Raw genomic sequence first — 15,656 nt, forward strand, 5'->3', positions numbered from 1 at the left:
CGCTTGTCACTTGCAGTTCTCGGCGACGCGTTGCTCGGCCTGCGCGATCTCCGCCGCCCGGCGCCTGGCATCGGCGACCTGCAAGGCCCCCTTGCCATCGGGGACAATCATTTTTTCAGAATCCTTCAGCACGCTCACATTCTTGCGATAGATCTCGCACATGCGCACGCGCATGCGTTCGTTGAAGGCCGCCATGTCCGCCTGCTCGGGCGACACCGGATCTTTCTTCGGCACGGCGGCGCTGGCGGCCTTCTGCACGGGCGCCGCCATTTTCTGCTCGCGCGCCCCCTGCTCCGGGGCGCAAGGCGTACTTTGATAGGTCGTGCGGCCGCTGGCGTCCGTGCACTTGATGACCTGTGCCTGAGCGATGCCGTGCGCAGCGGAGAGGATCAGGGCGACGTAAAGCGGACGTTCAATCATGGTGGCTATCTGGCTCAGGCAGGCGTGGAAGGGGGAATGTGCCGTAAAGTCTGGCAGCAAACCACCTTTTGGGCAATCGACAAATTTCTATGAGGCAATTTACCAACACGCCGCGCCCGGCATGCACGGGGCATACGCCCGATTCGCTTGTCTAATACAAATAATGCTGCTTCCCAAAAGCTGGCATAGAATGAACTGACCAACAACCTGACTGAACCACGAGGGGTGTGCGCATGAAAACGTGGAGCGTGGAGTCGCTTTGCCTGACCGTAGCCGCCATCGTCCTGATCCTGGCGTCGGTGGTGGCGCTGATTGCCCTCAGCGATGCGCATGCCGTGCCCCGATGGCTGTTCTCGCTCACCATTGCGCTGGCCGGCGCCGCCCTGGTGGTCAGCCTGCGCATACGGGCGTTGGCCATGGCGCGCAACAGCGCGCAGAGCCGCTACCGCCACTTCATCGACACCGCCCACGAAGGCGTCTGGACGCTCGATAGTCAATCCAACACCACCTTTGCCAATGCCCGCCTGGCCCAGATGTTCGGCGCCACCCCCGGCACCCTGGTGGGCCGGTCGATGCGCGACTTTCTGGGCGACAATCCCCGGCGCGACCTGGACGAAATGATCAGCAGCGATGCCGCCCATGTCGGCTTCACCCACGACCTGTCGTACCGGCGGGTGGACGGCAGCATCGGCTGGGCGATTGTGAGCGGGCGGCCGATGCTGGGCGACGACGGCATGGCCGAGGGCACCTTGCTGATGCTGACCGACATCACCGAACGCAAGGCGGCCGAGCTGGAACTGGCGGCGGTGCAGATCGGGCTGGAAGTGCGCATCCGCATGCGCACGGCCGAGCTGGAGCGCAGCAACGCCCAGTTGCGTATCGAGGTGGCCGAGCGCCAGATGGCCGAAAATGCGCTGGCCGAGTCCTTCCGCGAGCTGCGCCAGCTCAGTTCCCATCTTGAAACGATCAAGGAAGAAGAGCGCAAGCGCATCGCCAAGGGCATCCACGACGAGCTGGGGCAGAACCTGATGGCGCTCAAGATCGATGTGGAGATGCTGCACGCGCGCGCCGGCCTGCGCCATCCCCTGCTCAAGCGCAAGGTCGGCGACGTGCTCGACACCATCGACCTGACCATCCGGTCGGTGCGCGCGATCATGAACGACCTGCATCCGAGCACCCTGGAACTGGGTTTGCCCGCGGCGGCGGAGTGGCTGGTGCAGCAATTCGAAAAACGCAGCGGCATTGCCACCTCGCTGACGGTGAGCGAGGGCGAAGGACCGCCGCCGGACAGCCATCGCACCGAAGTCATTTTCCGCATCATCCAGGAGTGCCTGCTCAATATCTTGCGGCACGCCAAGGCGACCCATGTGGACGTGGGGCTGGAAATCGGCATGGAATACCTGACCATTACCATCGTCGACAATGGCGTGGGCATGGGGCCGGGAGATGCGGCCAAGGTGGCCTCGTTCGGGCTGCGCGGCATCCGCGAGCGGGTCGATGTGTTCGGCGGGCAGATGGTGATCGACAGCCGGCCGGGCGGCGGCACGACCCTGGCCATGATGATCCCGCTGGAAAGCCACGAGACGGAAGCTGGATTGGCGTAAATACAACGATTCAAAAAATATAAGGGATCGATCGCGGCAGTGTAAAAAACGTATGTACAATGAGCCCGGATAGAACAGGTGCGACAGGTTCGGCCTGGTTTATTGACTACCCCTGTTTGCGCGTCCGGGCTTCCGGATGCGCATTTTTTTGGGCGTTGCTACCGCTCATACCATCGCTCCCGCGCCAAGGCGGCACTCGGCGGGAGCGCATGCGCCCCCCCCAAGTTCAGTGAGTCGCCTGTGGCTGCGTTCGCAGTGATCGTCAGGAAACACCACCAATGTCATCGGCATTACGCACGACAGTGTCAGGAAGTGCGCCTCAGGCGTATCCCACGCCCAAGGTTCGGGGCAATACACGCATACCCTATTCAACAAGGCGATAATCACCAGAAGTGCGCTAAACTGGTCTCAGTATCCAACCAAAATGAGGTGCCCTATGACAGACCCGGTGAAGCCGCTTGGTCGATCTCGTTGGAAGCGACTGAGAGGTGAGGCCACAACGCCCTCACGCCAGATGCTTCGTGATACGTCGGTCGAAGTGAACGACATTACGGTGCTTTCGGACAAGGGACGGCTCGTCATCAAGATGAAGGAGGCAGCTACCGGCCGAACTGTCATTTTGGGCGGACTGATCGGCAACATTTATCGCAACCGAATCCAGGACGCAATCAAAAAGAGGCATAACGTGAGGCTCGAAGCTCAGGCGCCCGCTGTTGCTGAACCCGTTCAGTCGCCAGACTTGGCGAAGTTCATGAGCGCTTTTGGCAGCCTCAAAGGAAAGGGCGTATTCGGCGATGACTCTGTGGAGTTCCAACGAGAAATGCGCGAAGAATGGCGATAGCATTAATTGATACAAACATCGTTATCGACTTCTTCAACGGGGTGCCCAATGCAAGGAAAGAGCTCTTGTACTACACGGACATCGCGGTAAGCAACATCACATATATGGAATTCGCTATTGGGCTTCGACGAGACGTTGGTCAGGGAACGATAACGACTGCGGAGTTTGCTGATTCGATGGCGAAGCTCGCCGGCCTTCTGGTCATCCAGATCAATCAGAAAATCACTGACAAGGCGATCGATATCAGGGCCAACAGCATTCTCGGCCCAAACAAGGGGATCAAACTGCCTGACGCCCTCATTCTCGCTACTGCGGAATCGGAGGGGCGATACATGGTCACGCGTGATGTGATGGGGTATGCCAGTCCATTAATGCGTATTCCGTATCAGCTCAGCGACCAAGGAATATTGGACCTGGAACTGCCACAACCGAGATAACGAGATCGAGCTTCGCCATGGTTAGTAGCGCAAGCCGCTGTTTTGGTTCGATGCGCGAGCGGGGAGCTTTGGCGAGAACGTAAAAAAACCGTGCACACCCCAAAGGGTGGACACGGCCTTGTTCCCCATCGCATCGGCCAACGGCCGACGCAACAAGCGCATTTTAATTAATGGTTGTGCAGGAAGCTCTTGAGCTTGTCCGAACGCGACGGCTGGCGCAGCTTGCTCATGGCCTTCGCTTCGATCTGGCGAATCCGCTCGCGCGTCACGTCGAACTGCTTGCCCACTTCCTCCAGCGTGTGGTCGTTCGACATTTCAACACCGTAGCGCATACGCAACACTTTGGCTTCGCGCGGGGTCAGCGAATCGAGCACTTCCTTGATCACATTGCGCATCGATGCATGCAGCGCGGCATCGAGCGGCGCCAGGGTCGCATTGTCTTCGATGAAGTCGCCCAGCTGCGAATCGCCATCCTCGCCCATCGGCGTTTCCATCGAAATCGGCTCTTTCGCGATCTTCATGATCTCGCGAACCTTGTTCTCCGGCATTTCCATCTTCAAGGCCAGGGTCGCCAGGTCCGGCTCGCTGCCCGTTTCCTGCATGATTTGACGCGAAATGCGGTTCATCTTGTTGATCGTCTCGATCATGTGCACCGGCACGCGGATGGTGCGCGCCATGTCGGCGATCGAACGCGTGATGGCCTGGCGAATCCACCACGTTGCATACGTGGAGAACTTGTAGCCGCGACGGTACTCGAACTTGTCGACCGCCTTCAACAGACCGATATTGCCTTCCTGGATCAGATCGAGGAACTGCAGGCCGCGGTTGATGTACTTCTTGGCGATCGAAATCACCAGACGCAAGTTGGCAACCGTCATCTCGCGCTTGGCGTGGCGCGCGCGCTTTTCGCCGGCGGCCATCTGCTTGTTGATCTTGCGCAGGTCAGCCAGCGGCAGCGCCACGCGTGCCTGCAGGTCGATCATGCGCTGTTGCAGTTCCTTGATCGCCGGTACGTTACGGCTCAGTACCACGCTGTACGGATAAGCGCAGTCGACTTCGCGGTCGACCCATGCCAGGTCCGTCTCGTTGCCCGGGAAGACCTTGATGAAGTGGGCGCGCGGCATGCCGCAACGGTCCACGCAGATCGCCAGCACGGCTTTTTCGATATGGCGCACTTCATCCATCTGGCCGCGCAGGGTGTCGCACAGCTTCTCGACGACCTTGGCGGTGAAGCGGATGCCCAGCAGCTCGTTGGAAATGACTTCCTGCGCCTTGACGTAGTTCTTGGTGCCGTAGCCATCCTTCTCGAAAGCCTTGGCCATCTTGTCGAATTCGACTTCGATGATCTTGAACTTGTCGAGCGCGTTCTTGCGCAGCTGGACCAGCTGTTCGGCCGAGAAGCCCGCCGCGCCGCCATTGGCGTCGCCGTCTTCTTCCTCGACTTCTTCTTCCTCTTCTTCGTCATCGTCCGACGGCGCCGCGTGCACCACGGGCGCGGCCGGGGCCGAGCTCTCGTTGTGGTCCACGAAACCATCCACCACTTCGTCGACCTTGAGGTCGTCGTTGGCGATCTTGTGCGACAGCGCGATGATCTCGGCGATCGTGGTCGGGCAAGCCGAAATGGCCTGGACCATGTCTTTCAGGCCGCCTTCGATGCGCTTGGCGATTTCGATCTCGCCTTCGCGCGTGAGCAGCGCCACCGCGCCCATTTCGCGCATGTACATGCGGACCGGGTCGGTGGTGCGGCCGAAGTCGGAATCGACCGTCGACAGCGCCGTCGCCGCAGCCGCTTCGACTTCATCGTCGCTGGTGGCAGTGGCGACCGTGTCGGTCAGCAGCATCATTTCGGCGTCGGGAGCGCGCTCGTAGACGGCGATGCCCATGTCGTTGAACGTGGCGATGATGCCTTCGACCGCTTCCGGATCGATGATGTTTTCCGGCAGTTGATCGTTGATCTCCGCATAGGTCAGGTAGCCGCGCTCCTTGCCCATGTTGATCAGGTTCTTGATCTGCTGGCGGCGCCGTTCCATGTCCGCTTCCGACGCTTTCGGGTCGGCGGCCAGCATGCCGTTCACGCCGCCCTTGGCCTTGCGTTCCTTGGCTTTCGAAACCGCTTTCAGCTCGGCGCGTTCGACCGCGTTGAGCGCGGCGACTTCGTCGTTCTCGGGCGTGAATTCGCTTGGCTTGCGGCCGCGGCGGCCCGGTACCTTGACCGATGGCAGCAGGTAGCCGGACGTGTCGATCGCGGCCAGCGCGGCGGCGTCGGTGGTCTGGCTGACGGCCTGGCCGGCGGTCTGGATCATGGTCGGTTCCGGATCCATTTTCTTGACGGCGGTGCGCGCTTTCGGCGCCACTTTCATGCCCGGCACCAGATCGGCGTGGACTTCGGCGGCCAGGTCGGGACGCGCGGCCAGCTTGGAGCGCTTGCGCACCACGACCGGCACGGCGGCGCCGTCCTCGGGCGCCGCTTCGGCGGCGTACGATACTGCGTCCTGGGCTACGTCCTGCATGGCCTCGGCGGGCATGCCCACTTCGACCTGCTCGACCGGATCGGCGGCAGCCATCACCGCGGCCAGGCGCGAACCCTTCTTGACCACCGTCACCTTGGCCGCCGCTTCCGTTTCGAGGAAGTAGGAGGTCGCGGTTTTCGGCACAGCCAGCTGGGCGCTGCTTTTACGCGGCGCTTTGGTGGCGGTCAGGGTTAAGGTCTTAGCGGTGTTCTTCATTAAAACTCCAGTCAATAATCCACCCGAGCCCGGCGTACCGCGCTCGATGGAACGTGTATCAGGATGGCCCTAGCTAAGGGCGATGTAGCCGAATTGCAAGCACGACCGACTGCTTCGGTAGCCCAGGCGGGCGTTCCCCGTGCGGGGTTGCAGTGGTGCGTGTGCTATGATCAAAATGGCGCTATGCATGGCGGAACGAAAAAAAGCCCGTGGCAAAACGGGCTTGAATCTATTTTTCAGATGAAGAATAGAGGAGACAGTCACTATTATGCACCAACGCAAGATATTGCGATAATTGATATATCGAATACCAGATATAAGCCAAAGATATAATCCTGGCTCACCCCGCCGGTGCCGTGACGCCCTCTTCCTACTGACTGAACCTTCTGCGCTTCGTCAACCCGCGCGCAGGGCAAGAGGTGGATGATACACGATTTCCCGCTCTTCCGCACATGTGCGGATGGGTCCAAAGCGAATAAAATCCCCGCACGCGCCTATGGCCGCATGCTATCCTTCCGGTTCCAGCTCTTACAATGAAGTCAATGAATACAACTAGTCTTGCCGCCGAGTCCGCGGACGTTCCCGTCACCGCGCCAGCTCCAGCACCCGCGGTCACCGCTCCGGCACCCGCGCAAAGCGCGCGCTCCCTGCTCAAGCAATTGCAACAACAGTTCCCTGCTTTCCGCGACTGCCTGCCCCTGGCCATCGGCATCGACAAGCAGCTTCTGGCGCGCGTTCCCGGCCTGGACCGCAAGACCATGCGCGCCGCGCTGGGCATCCACACGGGTTCCCTGCGCTACCTGCGCGCGATGGAAAAAGCCACGGTACGCTACGACCTCGACGGCGTGGCCGGCGCGGAAGTGACCGACATCCACCGCACCCACGCCAAGGAAACCCTGCAGCAGCGCTTCAAGAAAGAAGCCGAGCGCAAGAAGGCCGAACGCGACGCCGCGCAAGCGGACGAAGCGAACCGCCTGCGCCAGGAAAAGCTGCTCCAGCTCGCCTCCAAGTTCTCGCGCAACGGTTGATTTCGGCCGTTATGACGACCGATCCGGACGCGCTGCTGCCGCCTTACGACGGCATCAAGCTGGCCGACGTGCGCATGGTCAAGTCCGACCAGGATGCGGCCGACGCGCTGGCGGCGCTCTCTTCCACGGACGTGCTCGGCTTCGATACCGAATCGAAGCCGACCTTCCTCAAGGGAGAGCAGTCGACCGGCCCGCACCTGGTGCAGCTGGCAACCGACGAGGTCGCTTACCTGTTCCAGATCGGCGCCAAACCGTCCGTCGAGGTGCTCAAGGCCGTGCTCGAATCGAAGACCATCCTCAAGGTCGGTTTCGGCCTGAAGGATGACCTGCTGCGCCTGCAAAGCAAGCTCGGCATCGACACCCATAATGTGCTCGACCTGTCGAACGCGCTGCGCAAGGGCGAACGCAACACCCTCGGCGCCAAGACCGCGGTGGCGCGCTTCTTCGGCCAGAAGCTGCAGAAATCCAAAAAGATCACCACCACCAACTGGTCCCTGCCGCGCCTGAGCGACAAGCAGATCCTGTACGCCGCCGACGATGCCCATGTGGCCCTGCGCGTGTACCGGCGCTGGCGCTCGGATCAGGCGGCGGCCAAAAGCGCCCCCTGACCGCCGGCCCGCCGCGCGCGGGCCTCGGCCGTATTTTCCCATCGCTTGCGCATCACTTGCCCCAGTTACCAACCTGGCAAGGATCCTTCTCGCTCTTGGGAATGCGGCGCAGCGAGAGCGGCTCCACGATCGCGGTATAGGCATATGTCGGATTGACGACGTTGGCGTACGCGTGCGACAGCAAGACGAGCGGATCGCCCGATTCGCCGACCAGCACCTTGTCGGTCTTGTAGACGCACATCTCGCGCAAATCCAGGTACTTATTGGTGTTCATGGTCCAGAAATCCGGCGGCAGGCAACGCAGCTCGACGCCGTTGACGGTGCCACCGGAAGGCAGCAAGCGGGAAGAAAGGGCCCCGAATTTAGCGCAAAATCATTCAAAAATCATAAGGCCAGAAAAATGTCCGGCTTCCCTCAGCGCGCACGCACGCGCGCCACCGCTTCGATCTCAATCAAGGTCTCGGGCGACGCCAGCGAAGCGACGCCGATACCGGTCAGCGCCGGGCGCGATGCGCCGAAGTACCTGGCGATCACGGGAAGCAGTTTGTCCATGTGTTCGCCCAGCTCCCCCCGGACATACACGCGCAGCTGCAGGATATTGTCGACCGACGAGCCGGCCGCTTCCAGCACGGTCAGCAGGTTTTTCACCGCACTGTCGGCCTGCGCTTCGATGCTGCCATGTTTAACCTGGTAATTGGCATCCCAATCGACCTGTCCCGAGACGAAGACCAGGCCACTGGCGGCATCGACCGTGGCCTGGGACATGCCGAACGGCGCGCCATCGTACAAGGCGGCGGGATTGATATGTTTGATATGCATGAACGACCTCACTGAAAGAATGAGGTGGCAGTATGCTGGCGCGCTCCGGGCTCATCAATCACGCCAGGCTTGTAAGCGATACAAGCACAAGCATGGTCATCGGTGAGCCGGTGCGCCTGCGGCCAGCAAATGCCTCACTCGCCCGAGCAGCCAGCGCATGAAGGCATCGTTTTTTGCGCTCGGATGGTAGGCCGCCACCACTTCGTATCCCGGCGGGTATTTTTCGAGCGGGATGTCGAACAAGCCGTCGGCGGGCAGCAGGCGCGATGGCAGAAAAGCCACCATGTCCGATTGCTTCAGAAACTCCTGCGCCATGAAGAAGGACGGCGCGGAGAGCACCACGTTGCGGCGCAGCCCCTGCCGTTCGAACCACGCGTCCGCCGACCCTTTAAAACTGCCGGTGCCGGGCGACGTGACAATGAAATCGCGTTCGATCAGCGTCGCCAGCGGCATGGCCTGCCCCGTCAGCATGGCGCTGTCGGCCGACACGCAGCGGTATTGTTCAATGAACAGCGGCTCCGATATCAGGCCCACCGGAACGTAGCCGTCGACGGTGAACGTCAGGTCGATGTCGCCCTGATGCATCTTCGCGGTCAGGTGGTTGACCTCGATGTCCACCACGATGATTTTCACCCTGGGTGCGGACACGCGCAAATCGCGGATCAAGCCGTTCACGATCACTTTTTGCGTGTAATCGGTCGCGCAGATCGAGAGCGTCCTGCTGATCGTGTCGGGCGTTACCGAATCCGGCAGCGGAATGGCGTTGATCCGCACCAGCACCTGATGAATATGCGGTTCGATCAGTTTGGCGTACGGCGTCGGCGCCATGCCGTGTCCGGTACGGACAAACAGCGGGTCGCCCAGGATCTGCCTCAGTTTCTTCAACTGCAGGCTGATCGCCTGCTGCGACACGCCCAAATGCTCGGCCGCCGCCGACAGTTTGCCGAGCTTGTACAAGGCATCCAGGATTCTTAAATGCGTGATCTCCAGCTTGTCGATCATGAACGATATTCCCGCCTCTTTTCAATGGCGCCGTCCGGCGCTGATCCGCTTTTTCGCCGCGCACTGCACCTGTCGTGCCCTGCCCCGACGCGCTATGATGCTGTCACCGGTTACCTTATCAGAGAATCATCCATGCGAAACACCCTCACCAGCACAGTCGTGCTTGGCGCGCTTGCGTTCGTCGCAATGGCAGCGGCCCCGCTGCACGCGGCCGAGCGCCCCGCCGTCCTGCCGGACACCATGCAGCAGCGCCTGCTCGCCTGCGCCTCCTGCCACACCAAGAAGGACGTCAACGACGCCTTCTTCCCGCGCATTTCCGGCAAGCCGGCCGGCTACCTGTACAACCAGCTGGTCAATTTCCGCGAAGGCCGGCGCCAGTTTCCGCTGATGACCTACATGGTCGACTACCTGCCCGACGCTTACCTGCGCGAGATCGCCGACCACTTCGCCAGCGAACACCTGCCGCCGGTGCCGGCGCGCGCCAGCGCCAGCTCGCCTGCCGTGCTCGCGCGCGGCCGCCAGCTTGCCATGCAGGGCGACCCCGCCATCAAGGTGCCCGCCTGCATCGCTTGCCACGGCGAGAAACTGACCGGCGTGACGCCATCGATTCCCGGCCTGGTCGGCTTGCCGCCCGATTATCTCACCGCCCAGTTCGGCGCCTGGCGCATCAAGACGCGCCGTGCCCACGAGCCCGACTGCATGGCCGTGATCACCGAGCGCCTGAGCATGCAAGACGTGACCGCCGTGACCGCCTGGCTCGGCACCCAGCAGGCAGCGCCCGACGCCCGCCCCGTCACCGCCATCGCCCGCCCCTTGCCCATCAAGTGCGGCAGCGCCCCGGACTAGCCAGGAACCGATTCATGAAAAACAAACTACTCATCAGCCTGGCGGCACTGACCGCCGTGATCGGCGTTGCCGTGGCCATCGCCTGGCCGCGCAACGACTTCATCGCCGCGTCGTCGCCGGCCGCCTTCGCGCCGACCGCCGACAACATTGCCCGCGGCGCTTACCTGGCCAAGGCGGGCGACTGCATGGCGTGCCACACCGTGCGTGGCGGCCCCGAATACGCCGGCGGGCGCGTGCTGGAAACGCCCTTCGGCAGCCTGGTCGCGCCCAACATCACCTCCGACCGCGAGACCGGCATCGGCGCCTGGAGCGCCGACGATTTCTGGAACGCGCTGCACAACGGCAAATCGCGCGACGGCCGCCTGCTGTATCCGGCCTTCCCGTACACCAACTACACCAAGGTCAGCCGTGCCGACTCGGACGCGCTGTACGCCTTCATGCAAAGCATCCCCGCGCAAAAGGTGCCGAACAAGCCGCATCATCTGGCCTTCCCTTACAACCAGCAGATCATGCTCGCCGGCTGGCGCCTGCTGTACTTCAAGCCGGGCGAATACGTGCCGGCCAGCAGCCAGAACGCCCAGTGGAACCGCGGCGCCTATCTGGTCGAGGGGCTGGGCCACTGCGCCGCCTGCCACAGCACGCGCAACAGCTTCGGCGCCAGCGAAGACGGCTTGTCGGGCGGCCTGATTCCGATGATCGGCTGGTACGCCCCATCGCTCACTTCCGACGCTGAAGCCGGCCTGGGCAGCTGGGAGGTGCCGCACATCGTCGATCTGCTCAAGACCGGCATCTCGCCGCGCGCGACCATGTTCGGACCGATGGCCGAGGTGGTGCAGCGCAGCCTGCAGCATCTGGACACCGAGGATGTGACGGCGATGGCGGTGTATCTCAAGTCGCTGCCGGCCACGCCGGCGCCTGCGGTGGAGATATCGACCGATCCGCGCGTGGGCCAGGTGATTGCGGAGGGCAAGAAGCTGTATGAGGCGAGCTGCGTGGAATGCCACGGCGCGGACGGCAAGGGCTTGCCGCCGCACTATCCGCCGCTGGCCGGCAACCGCGCACTGACGATGAAGGAAGCCGTCAATCCGATCCGCATCGTGCTCAACGGCGGCTTCGCGCCGGGCACGGCCGGCAATCCGCGCCCGTACGGCATGCCGCCTTACAGCCACAGCATGAATGACAATGAAGTGGCGGCCGTGGTGACCTATCTGCGCAGCAGCTGGGGCAACAAGGCGCCGCCGGTGACGGCGTCGGAGGTCAACAGGTATCGCAGCGCGCCGCTGGACTGAGTTGCGGCGGAACATGCCATTCGCCGCCTTGCGCATCGAACACGCGTTCCTTGCGCAGGGCCTCGCACTTGCAGTGCTCAAATGGGAATGAGAGCACGATCCAGGAGATCGGCCGGTGCAAGCGTGGCCAACGGCGGTTCAACCACAGGCTTAGCGGCGCTCACCGGACGCTGAACCAGCCCTTCGAGGCGAAGGCTAGCCCGATAGTTCTCGGTACGCAATTTGAGGAAGACTTGCCGCTTCTTTTCGTTAGTCAACATTTCAACACCCCCGTGCGGTATGCCGCCCGCAGATATTGTACCTGACGCCCTTCGCCGGCGTCCCGTGAGGCGAGCAGGGTTTTGCCATCGGCCTTGCTTGCTTCGCCGCCCGATGCTGGAAGTGCCGTGAACCTTGGAGTGACTGACGGCAAAGCGCGGCGGCAAGCGAAAAACGCGCGCGCCTTCTTGTCCCGACTCGGGCAACCAGCCGTCACGCCGCGTCCAGCATCCCGCTATAACACGCGTCGGCGAACCCGATCCGGTCGGTGGTCGCATTGCGCGCATCCTCGACGCTGATCTTCTTCTCGCGCAGCAGGTTCACCAGCGCCGTGTTCATCGAATGGCAGCCCGCGTTGAACTTGCCGGTGCCGCCATCCATCAGCGAGCGCACTTCCGCCACCCGGCCGGACTCGATCATGCGCACCACTTCCGGATTCGAACTGAGGCACTCGGTGGCCAGGTAATACCGCTCGCCCCCCACCGACGGCAGCAAGGCCTGGCACAGCACCCCGCGCAGGGCACTGGCCAGGGCCTGCGCCTGCGCGTCCGAATTACCCAGCAGGCGCAGCATCTTCTGCAAACCCAGCTCGGTCGAGCGCGCGTGCAGGGTCGCCAGCACCAGCGGACCCGATTCGGCCAGCGCCAGCGCTTCCTGCGCGGTCTGGGCATCGCGGATCTCGCCGATCACAATCACGTCCGGCCGCTCGCGCAGCGCGTCCAGCGCGCCCAGGTAGTAGCTCTCGACGTCGCCGTCGAAGCCCACTTCGCGCTGGGTGATGATGCACTTACGCTGAGGGATCAGCGTTTCGACCGGGTCTTCGATGGTGATGATGTGGCCCGAGCGCGTCTTGTTGATCTGGTCGATCATCGAGGCGATCGTGGTCGACTTGCCCTGGCAGGTGTCGCCGATGATCAGTACCAGCCCGCTGGTGAGCAGCGCGAAATCCTGCTCGGCCGCGCGCAGGCCCAGTTGATTGAGCGGCAGCGGTTCGCGCGGAAAGCGCCGCACCACGCAGCCGAGCCGCTTCTTGCCCTGGAACGTGAAGCAGTTGGCGCGGATGCGCGCCGTGTGCAGGTCGATCGAGCGGTCGAAGGCGCGGTCGGAAATGCGCTCGGCCCAATCGGGCTCGATCACTTCGAAGAACTCTTCCAGCTCTTCCTTGGTGATCGGCGAATCGGTCACCGCCACCAGCCCTTTCGGCTGGCGCAGCATCAGCGGACTATTCTGATGAATGATGATGTCGCTGAAAATCAGCTTGGAATTGAGCAGGTGGAGAATCTGCTCGACCAGGGTGCCGAACACCGGATGGTCTTCATTCTCCACATAGGTCAGGGTACGGATTTGCGAGGACTGGTGGTTTTCCATCTGGCTCTTGGCGTGGTCAATAGTGCCGATAATTATAAGACCAGTCCCCGCAAAAAATTGCATCATTGAAAGATAATTTTTCAGGACGATGCCATTGCGCCCCGTTCGGTGTCACTCCAGCGCAACAGCGCGGCGCGCCCAGGCCAGCCGCGCCAGCCCGCAAGCCACCGCCACGGCGACAACAGCCGCCAGCGCCGCCACCGGCGCCATGCCGGTGAGCCTGCCGTCGGCCGCCTCGCCCAGCTGCCAGCTGGTCACCAGCGCGGCCGCGCCGATGGCCACATCCTGCACCAGGCTTTGCAGCGACATGAAGCCGGCCCGTTCGTGCGGCGACGGCACCTGGCTGACGGTGGCCGCCATGGTCACGTTGCGCCCCGCGTTCCCGGCCATGAACAGCACGAAGAACAGGATCGGCAGCGCCGCGCCCAGCCCGAAAAACGGCGCCAGGCCCACGCAGAAGGCGGTGGTGGCCAGCCCCGCCGCCAGCACCGGGCCGGTGCGGTCGGCCAGGCGGCCGAGCAGCTGCACCGTCAAGAGCGCGACCACGCCGCCGGCAAAGTACAGCATGCCCAGCTGCGCGCGCGGAAAGCCCATGTTGAGCAAAAAGTAGGCCGAAAAATGCGGGATCACCAGGAACGCCGAGAACGCGCTGCCGGCCTGCAGCAGGATCGCCAGGCGCACCGCCGGCCGCGCCAGCAGGATGCGCGCCGAGACCTTCTCGCGCGCGTTCAGGTGCCCTTCCAACGCCGGCAGCAGGCAGGCCATCGCCACCAGCACCAGCGCCGCCAGCGCCGCCACCATATAGAACGGCGCCTGCCAGCCACCGGCGCGCGCCACTTCCAGCCCGAGCGGCACGCCGGCAATCGCCGCCAGCGAAAAGCCCAGCATCACCTTGGCCATGGCCTTGCCGCGCTGTTCGGGCGGGGTCAGGTCGATCACGATGGCCATGCCGATTGCCACCGCCGGCCCGCCAAAGGCGCCGGTCAGCGCGCGCGCCACCATCAGCGCCGGCAAGCCGTGGCAAAAGGTGGTCGCCAGCGTCGCCAGCGCCAGCAGGCCGAAGGTGAGCAGCAGCGCGGGCTTGCGGTCGAAGCGGTCGAGCAGGCGGAACGTGACCAGCCCGGACACCGCCGACGCCAGCGTGTAGGCCGCCGCCAGCCAGCCCAGTCGGTCGAGCGCAAAGCCATGTTCGCGCGCCAGGTCCGGCCCGAGCGGCAGCACCATCATGAAGTCGACCAGGTACACGAACTGCAGCGCCGCCACCAGCAAAATCGCGCGGGACGGCTTAGACATCGCGGCCCTCCCGCAGCGCCGCCACGCTCTGGCGCAGGGCCTCGCGCGCGGCGCGCAGCATGGCGGCCGTCTCGGCCCAGTCGACGCACGGGTCGGTCACCGAGCAGCCATAGCGCAGGGTGGACAGTTCGGCCGGGATGGCCTGGTTGCCGGCCTCGATGAAACTTTCGATCATCACGCCGGCCACGCTGCGGTTGCCGGCCAGGCGCTGGCGCACCACATCGTCCAGCACGCGCGCCTGCAAGGTGTGGTTCTTGTTCGAGTTATCGTGCGCGCAGTCGATCACGATATTCGGCGGCAGGCCGCCCTTCTCCAGCGCCTGCCCGGCCAGCGCCACGCTGGCCGCATCGTAATTCGGACGCCCGCCGCCGCCGCGCAGCACCAGGTGGCCATACGGATTGCCCGGCGTGCGGATCACCGCCGCGCGGCCATCGGCATCGATGCCCAGAAAAGCATGCGGATGCGAGCTCGATGCGATCGCGTTCACCGCGGTGTCGACCTTGCCGTCGGTGCCGTTCTTGAAGCCGACCGGCACGCCCAGGCCGGACGCCATTTCGCGGTGCGTCTGCGATTCCGTGGTGCGCGCGCCAATCGCCGCCCAGCTGATCAGCTCACCCACGTACTGCGGCGACACCGGGTCGAGCGTCTCGGTCGCCGCCGGCAAACCCAGTTGGGCCACATCGATCAGGAAGCGCCGCGCCAGTGCCAGGCCCTCGGCGATGCGGAACGATCCATCCATGCGCGGATCGTTGATCAGCCCTTTCCAGCCGATGCGCGTGCGCGGCTTTTCGAAGTACACGCGCATGACGACGAACAGCGTGTCGGCCACTTCATCGGCCAGCGCCTTGAGCCGGCGCGCGTAATCGAGCCCCGCATGCAGGTCGTGGATCGAACAGGGGCCGACCACCACCATCAGGCGCGGGTCGCGCCGGTCGAGAACATCGCGCACGCTCTGGCGCGCAGCGCCGATCAGCAGCGCGGTGCTATCCGGCAGCGGCAACTGCGCGCGCAATTCGGCGGGCGACGGCAAGGGGCCGGGCGTGTCGTGCGACAGCGGAGACAGGTCGCGCTTCATGCGTGCTCGCCAAGGGTATTGGCGTGAACGGCAAGGGCCGCC

The 15,656-nt window shown here is 63.4% G+C and carries 16 protein-coding genes; 7 read left to right on the forward strand and 9 right to left on the reverse strand.

What is annotated here, in order from left to right; genetic code table 11:
* Positions 1 to 6: 6 nt before the first annotated feature.
* Entirely contained in the window at positions 7 to 420 is a 414-nt protein-coding gene (locus RBA41_RS08500) for a DUF4124 domain-containing protein (RefSeq protein WP_306623026.1), read from the reverse strand.
* Positions 421 to 653: 233 nt separating this feature from the next.
* On the opposite strand from RBA41_RS08500, the gene RBA41_RS08505 reads away from it, so the two are divergent.
* The 3 genes from RBA41_RS08505 (at position 654) to RBA41_RS08515 (ending at position 3,302) form a co-directional block, all read left to right on the forward strand.
* Entirely contained in the window at positions 654 to 2,024 is a 1,371-nt protein-coding gene (locus RBA41_RS08505; protein ID WP_306623028.1) for a PAS domain-containing sensor histidine kinase, read from the forward strand.
* A gap of 436 nt (positions 2,025 to 2,460) precedes the next feature.
* On the forward strand, positions 2,461 to 2,865 hold the full coding sequence (locus tag RBA41_RS08510) for a hypothetical protein (protein WP_306623030.1): 405 nt from the start codon (positions 2,461 to 2,463) through the stop codon (positions 2,863 to 2,865).
* The gene (locus tag RBA41_RS08515) at positions 2,856 to 3,302 is read left to right on the forward strand and encodes a PIN domain-containing protein (RefSeq protein WP_306623032.1); all 447 of its coding nucleotides are present in this window, start codon (positions 2,856 to 2,858) and stop codon (positions 3,300 to 3,302) included. Before RBA41_RS08510 ends, RBA41_RS08515 begins: the two co-directional genes overlap by 10 nt.
* Positions 3,303 to 3,469: 167 nt before the next feature.
* On the opposite strand, the gene rpoD is transcribed toward RBA41_RS08515, so the two are convergent.
* A complete protein-coding gene (gene rpoD, locus RBA41_RS08520; protein WP_306623034.1) occupies positions 3,470 to 6,028 on the reverse strand; it encodes an RNA polymerase sigma factor RpoD in 2,559 nt (852 codons plus the stop codon).
* A gap of 542 nt (positions 6,029 to 6,570) precedes the next feature.
* Between rpoD and RBA41_RS08525 the strand changes: the two genes are divergently transcribed.
* Complete coding sequence (locus RBA41_RS08525) at positions 6,571 to 7,056, forward strand: ProQ/FINO family protein (RefSeq protein WP_306623037.1); 486 nt, start codon at positions 6,571 to 6,573, stop codon at positions 7,054 to 7,056.
* 11 nt (positions 7,057 to 7,067) lie between these two features.
* Positions 7,068 to 7,664 carry a 3'-5' exonuclease gene (locus tag RBA41_RS08530; RefSeq protein ID WP_306623039.1) on the forward strand — a complete coding sequence of 199 codons (597 nt, stop codon included), beginning with the start codon at positions 7,068 to 7,070 and terminating at the stop codon, positions 7,662 to 7,664.
* 52 nt (positions 7,665 to 7,716) lie between these two features.
* On the opposite strand, the gene RBA41_RS08535 is transcribed toward RBA41_RS08530, so the two are convergent.
* From RBA41_RS08535 to RBA41_RS08545, 3 genes are all read right to left on the reverse strand, one after another.
* The gene (locus tag RBA41_RS08535; RefSeq protein ID WP_306623041.1) at positions 7,717 to 7,938 is read right to left on the reverse strand and encodes a hypothetical protein; all 222 of its coding nucleotides are present in this window, start codon (positions 7,936 to 7,938) and stop codon (positions 7,717 to 7,719) included.
* 140 nt (positions 7,939 to 8,078) lie between these two features.
* Positions 8,079 to 8,483, reverse strand: coding sequence for a RidA family protein (locus RBA41_RS08540; RefSeq protein ID WP_306623042.1), 405 nt, complete (start codon positions 8,481 to 8,483; stop codon positions 8,079 to 8,081).
* 96 nt (positions 8,484 to 8,579) lie between these two features.
* Complete coding sequence (locus tag RBA41_RS08545) at positions 8,580 to 9,485, reverse strand: LysR family transcriptional regulator (protein ID WP_306623044.1); 906 nt, start codon at positions 9,483 to 9,485, stop codon at positions 8,580 to 8,582.
* A 132-nt stretch (positions 9,486 to 9,617) separates the two neighbouring features.
* Between RBA41_RS08545 and RBA41_RS08550 the strand changes: the two genes are divergently transcribed.
* Positions 9,618 to 10,331 carry a c-type cytochrome gene (locus RBA41_RS08550; protein ID WP_374709512.1) on the forward strand — a complete coding sequence of 238 codons (714 nt, stop codon included), beginning with the start codon at positions 9,618 to 9,620 and terminating at the stop codon, positions 10,329 to 10,331.
* A gap of 14 nt (positions 10,332 to 10,345) precedes the next feature.
* A complete protein-coding gene (locus RBA41_RS08555) occupies positions 10,346 to 11,620 on the forward strand; it encodes a c-type cytochrome (protein ID WP_306623046.1) in 1,275 nt (424 codons plus the stop codon).
* Positions 11,621 to 11,697: 77 nt separating this feature from the next.
* On the opposite strand, the gene RBA41_RS33460 is transcribed toward RBA41_RS08555, so the two are convergent.
* The 4 genes from RBA41_RS33460 to RBA41_RS08570 form a co-directional block, all read right to left on the reverse strand.
* On the reverse strand, positions 11,698 to 12,165 hold the full coding sequence (locus RBA41_RS33460) for a YhfG family protein (RefSeq protein ID WP_374709513.1): 468 nt from the start codon (positions 12,163 to 12,165) through the stop codon (positions 11,698 to 11,700).
* Positions 12,092 to 13,246 carry a type IV pilus twitching motility protein PilT gene (locus RBA41_RS08560; protein WP_306623048.1) on the reverse strand — a complete coding sequence of 385 codons (1,155 nt, stop codon included), beginning with the start codon at positions 13,244 to 13,246 and terminating at the stop codon, positions 12,092 to 12,094. Before RBA41_RS08560 ends, RBA41_RS33460 begins: the two co-directional genes overlap by 74 nt.
* Before the next feature lie 111 nt (positions 13,247 to 13,357).
* Positions 13,358 to 14,539 (reverse strand): MFS transporter, encoded by a 1,182-nt coding sequence (locus tag RBA41_RS08565; protein WP_306623050.1) that lies wholly within the window; start codon positions 14,537 to 14,539, stop codon positions 13,358 to 13,360.
* Positions 14,532 to 15,614: a 3-deoxy-7-phosphoheptulonate synthase gene (locus RBA41_RS08570; RefSeq protein WP_306623052.1), complete on the reverse strand. Its 1,083-nt coding sequence runs from the start codon at positions 15,612 to 15,614 to the stop codon at positions 14,532 to 14,534. The genes RBA41_RS08565 and RBA41_RS08570 overlap by 8 nt, the downstream gene beginning before the upstream one ends.
* Positions 15,615 to 15,656: the final 42 nt, after the last annotated feature.

It is taken from the genome of Massilia scottii, assembly GCF_030846495.1.
Taxonomy (GTDB): Bacteria; Pseudomonadota; Gammaproteobacteria; order Burkholderiales; family Burkholderiaceae_D; genus Telluria_A; species Telluria_A violaceinigra.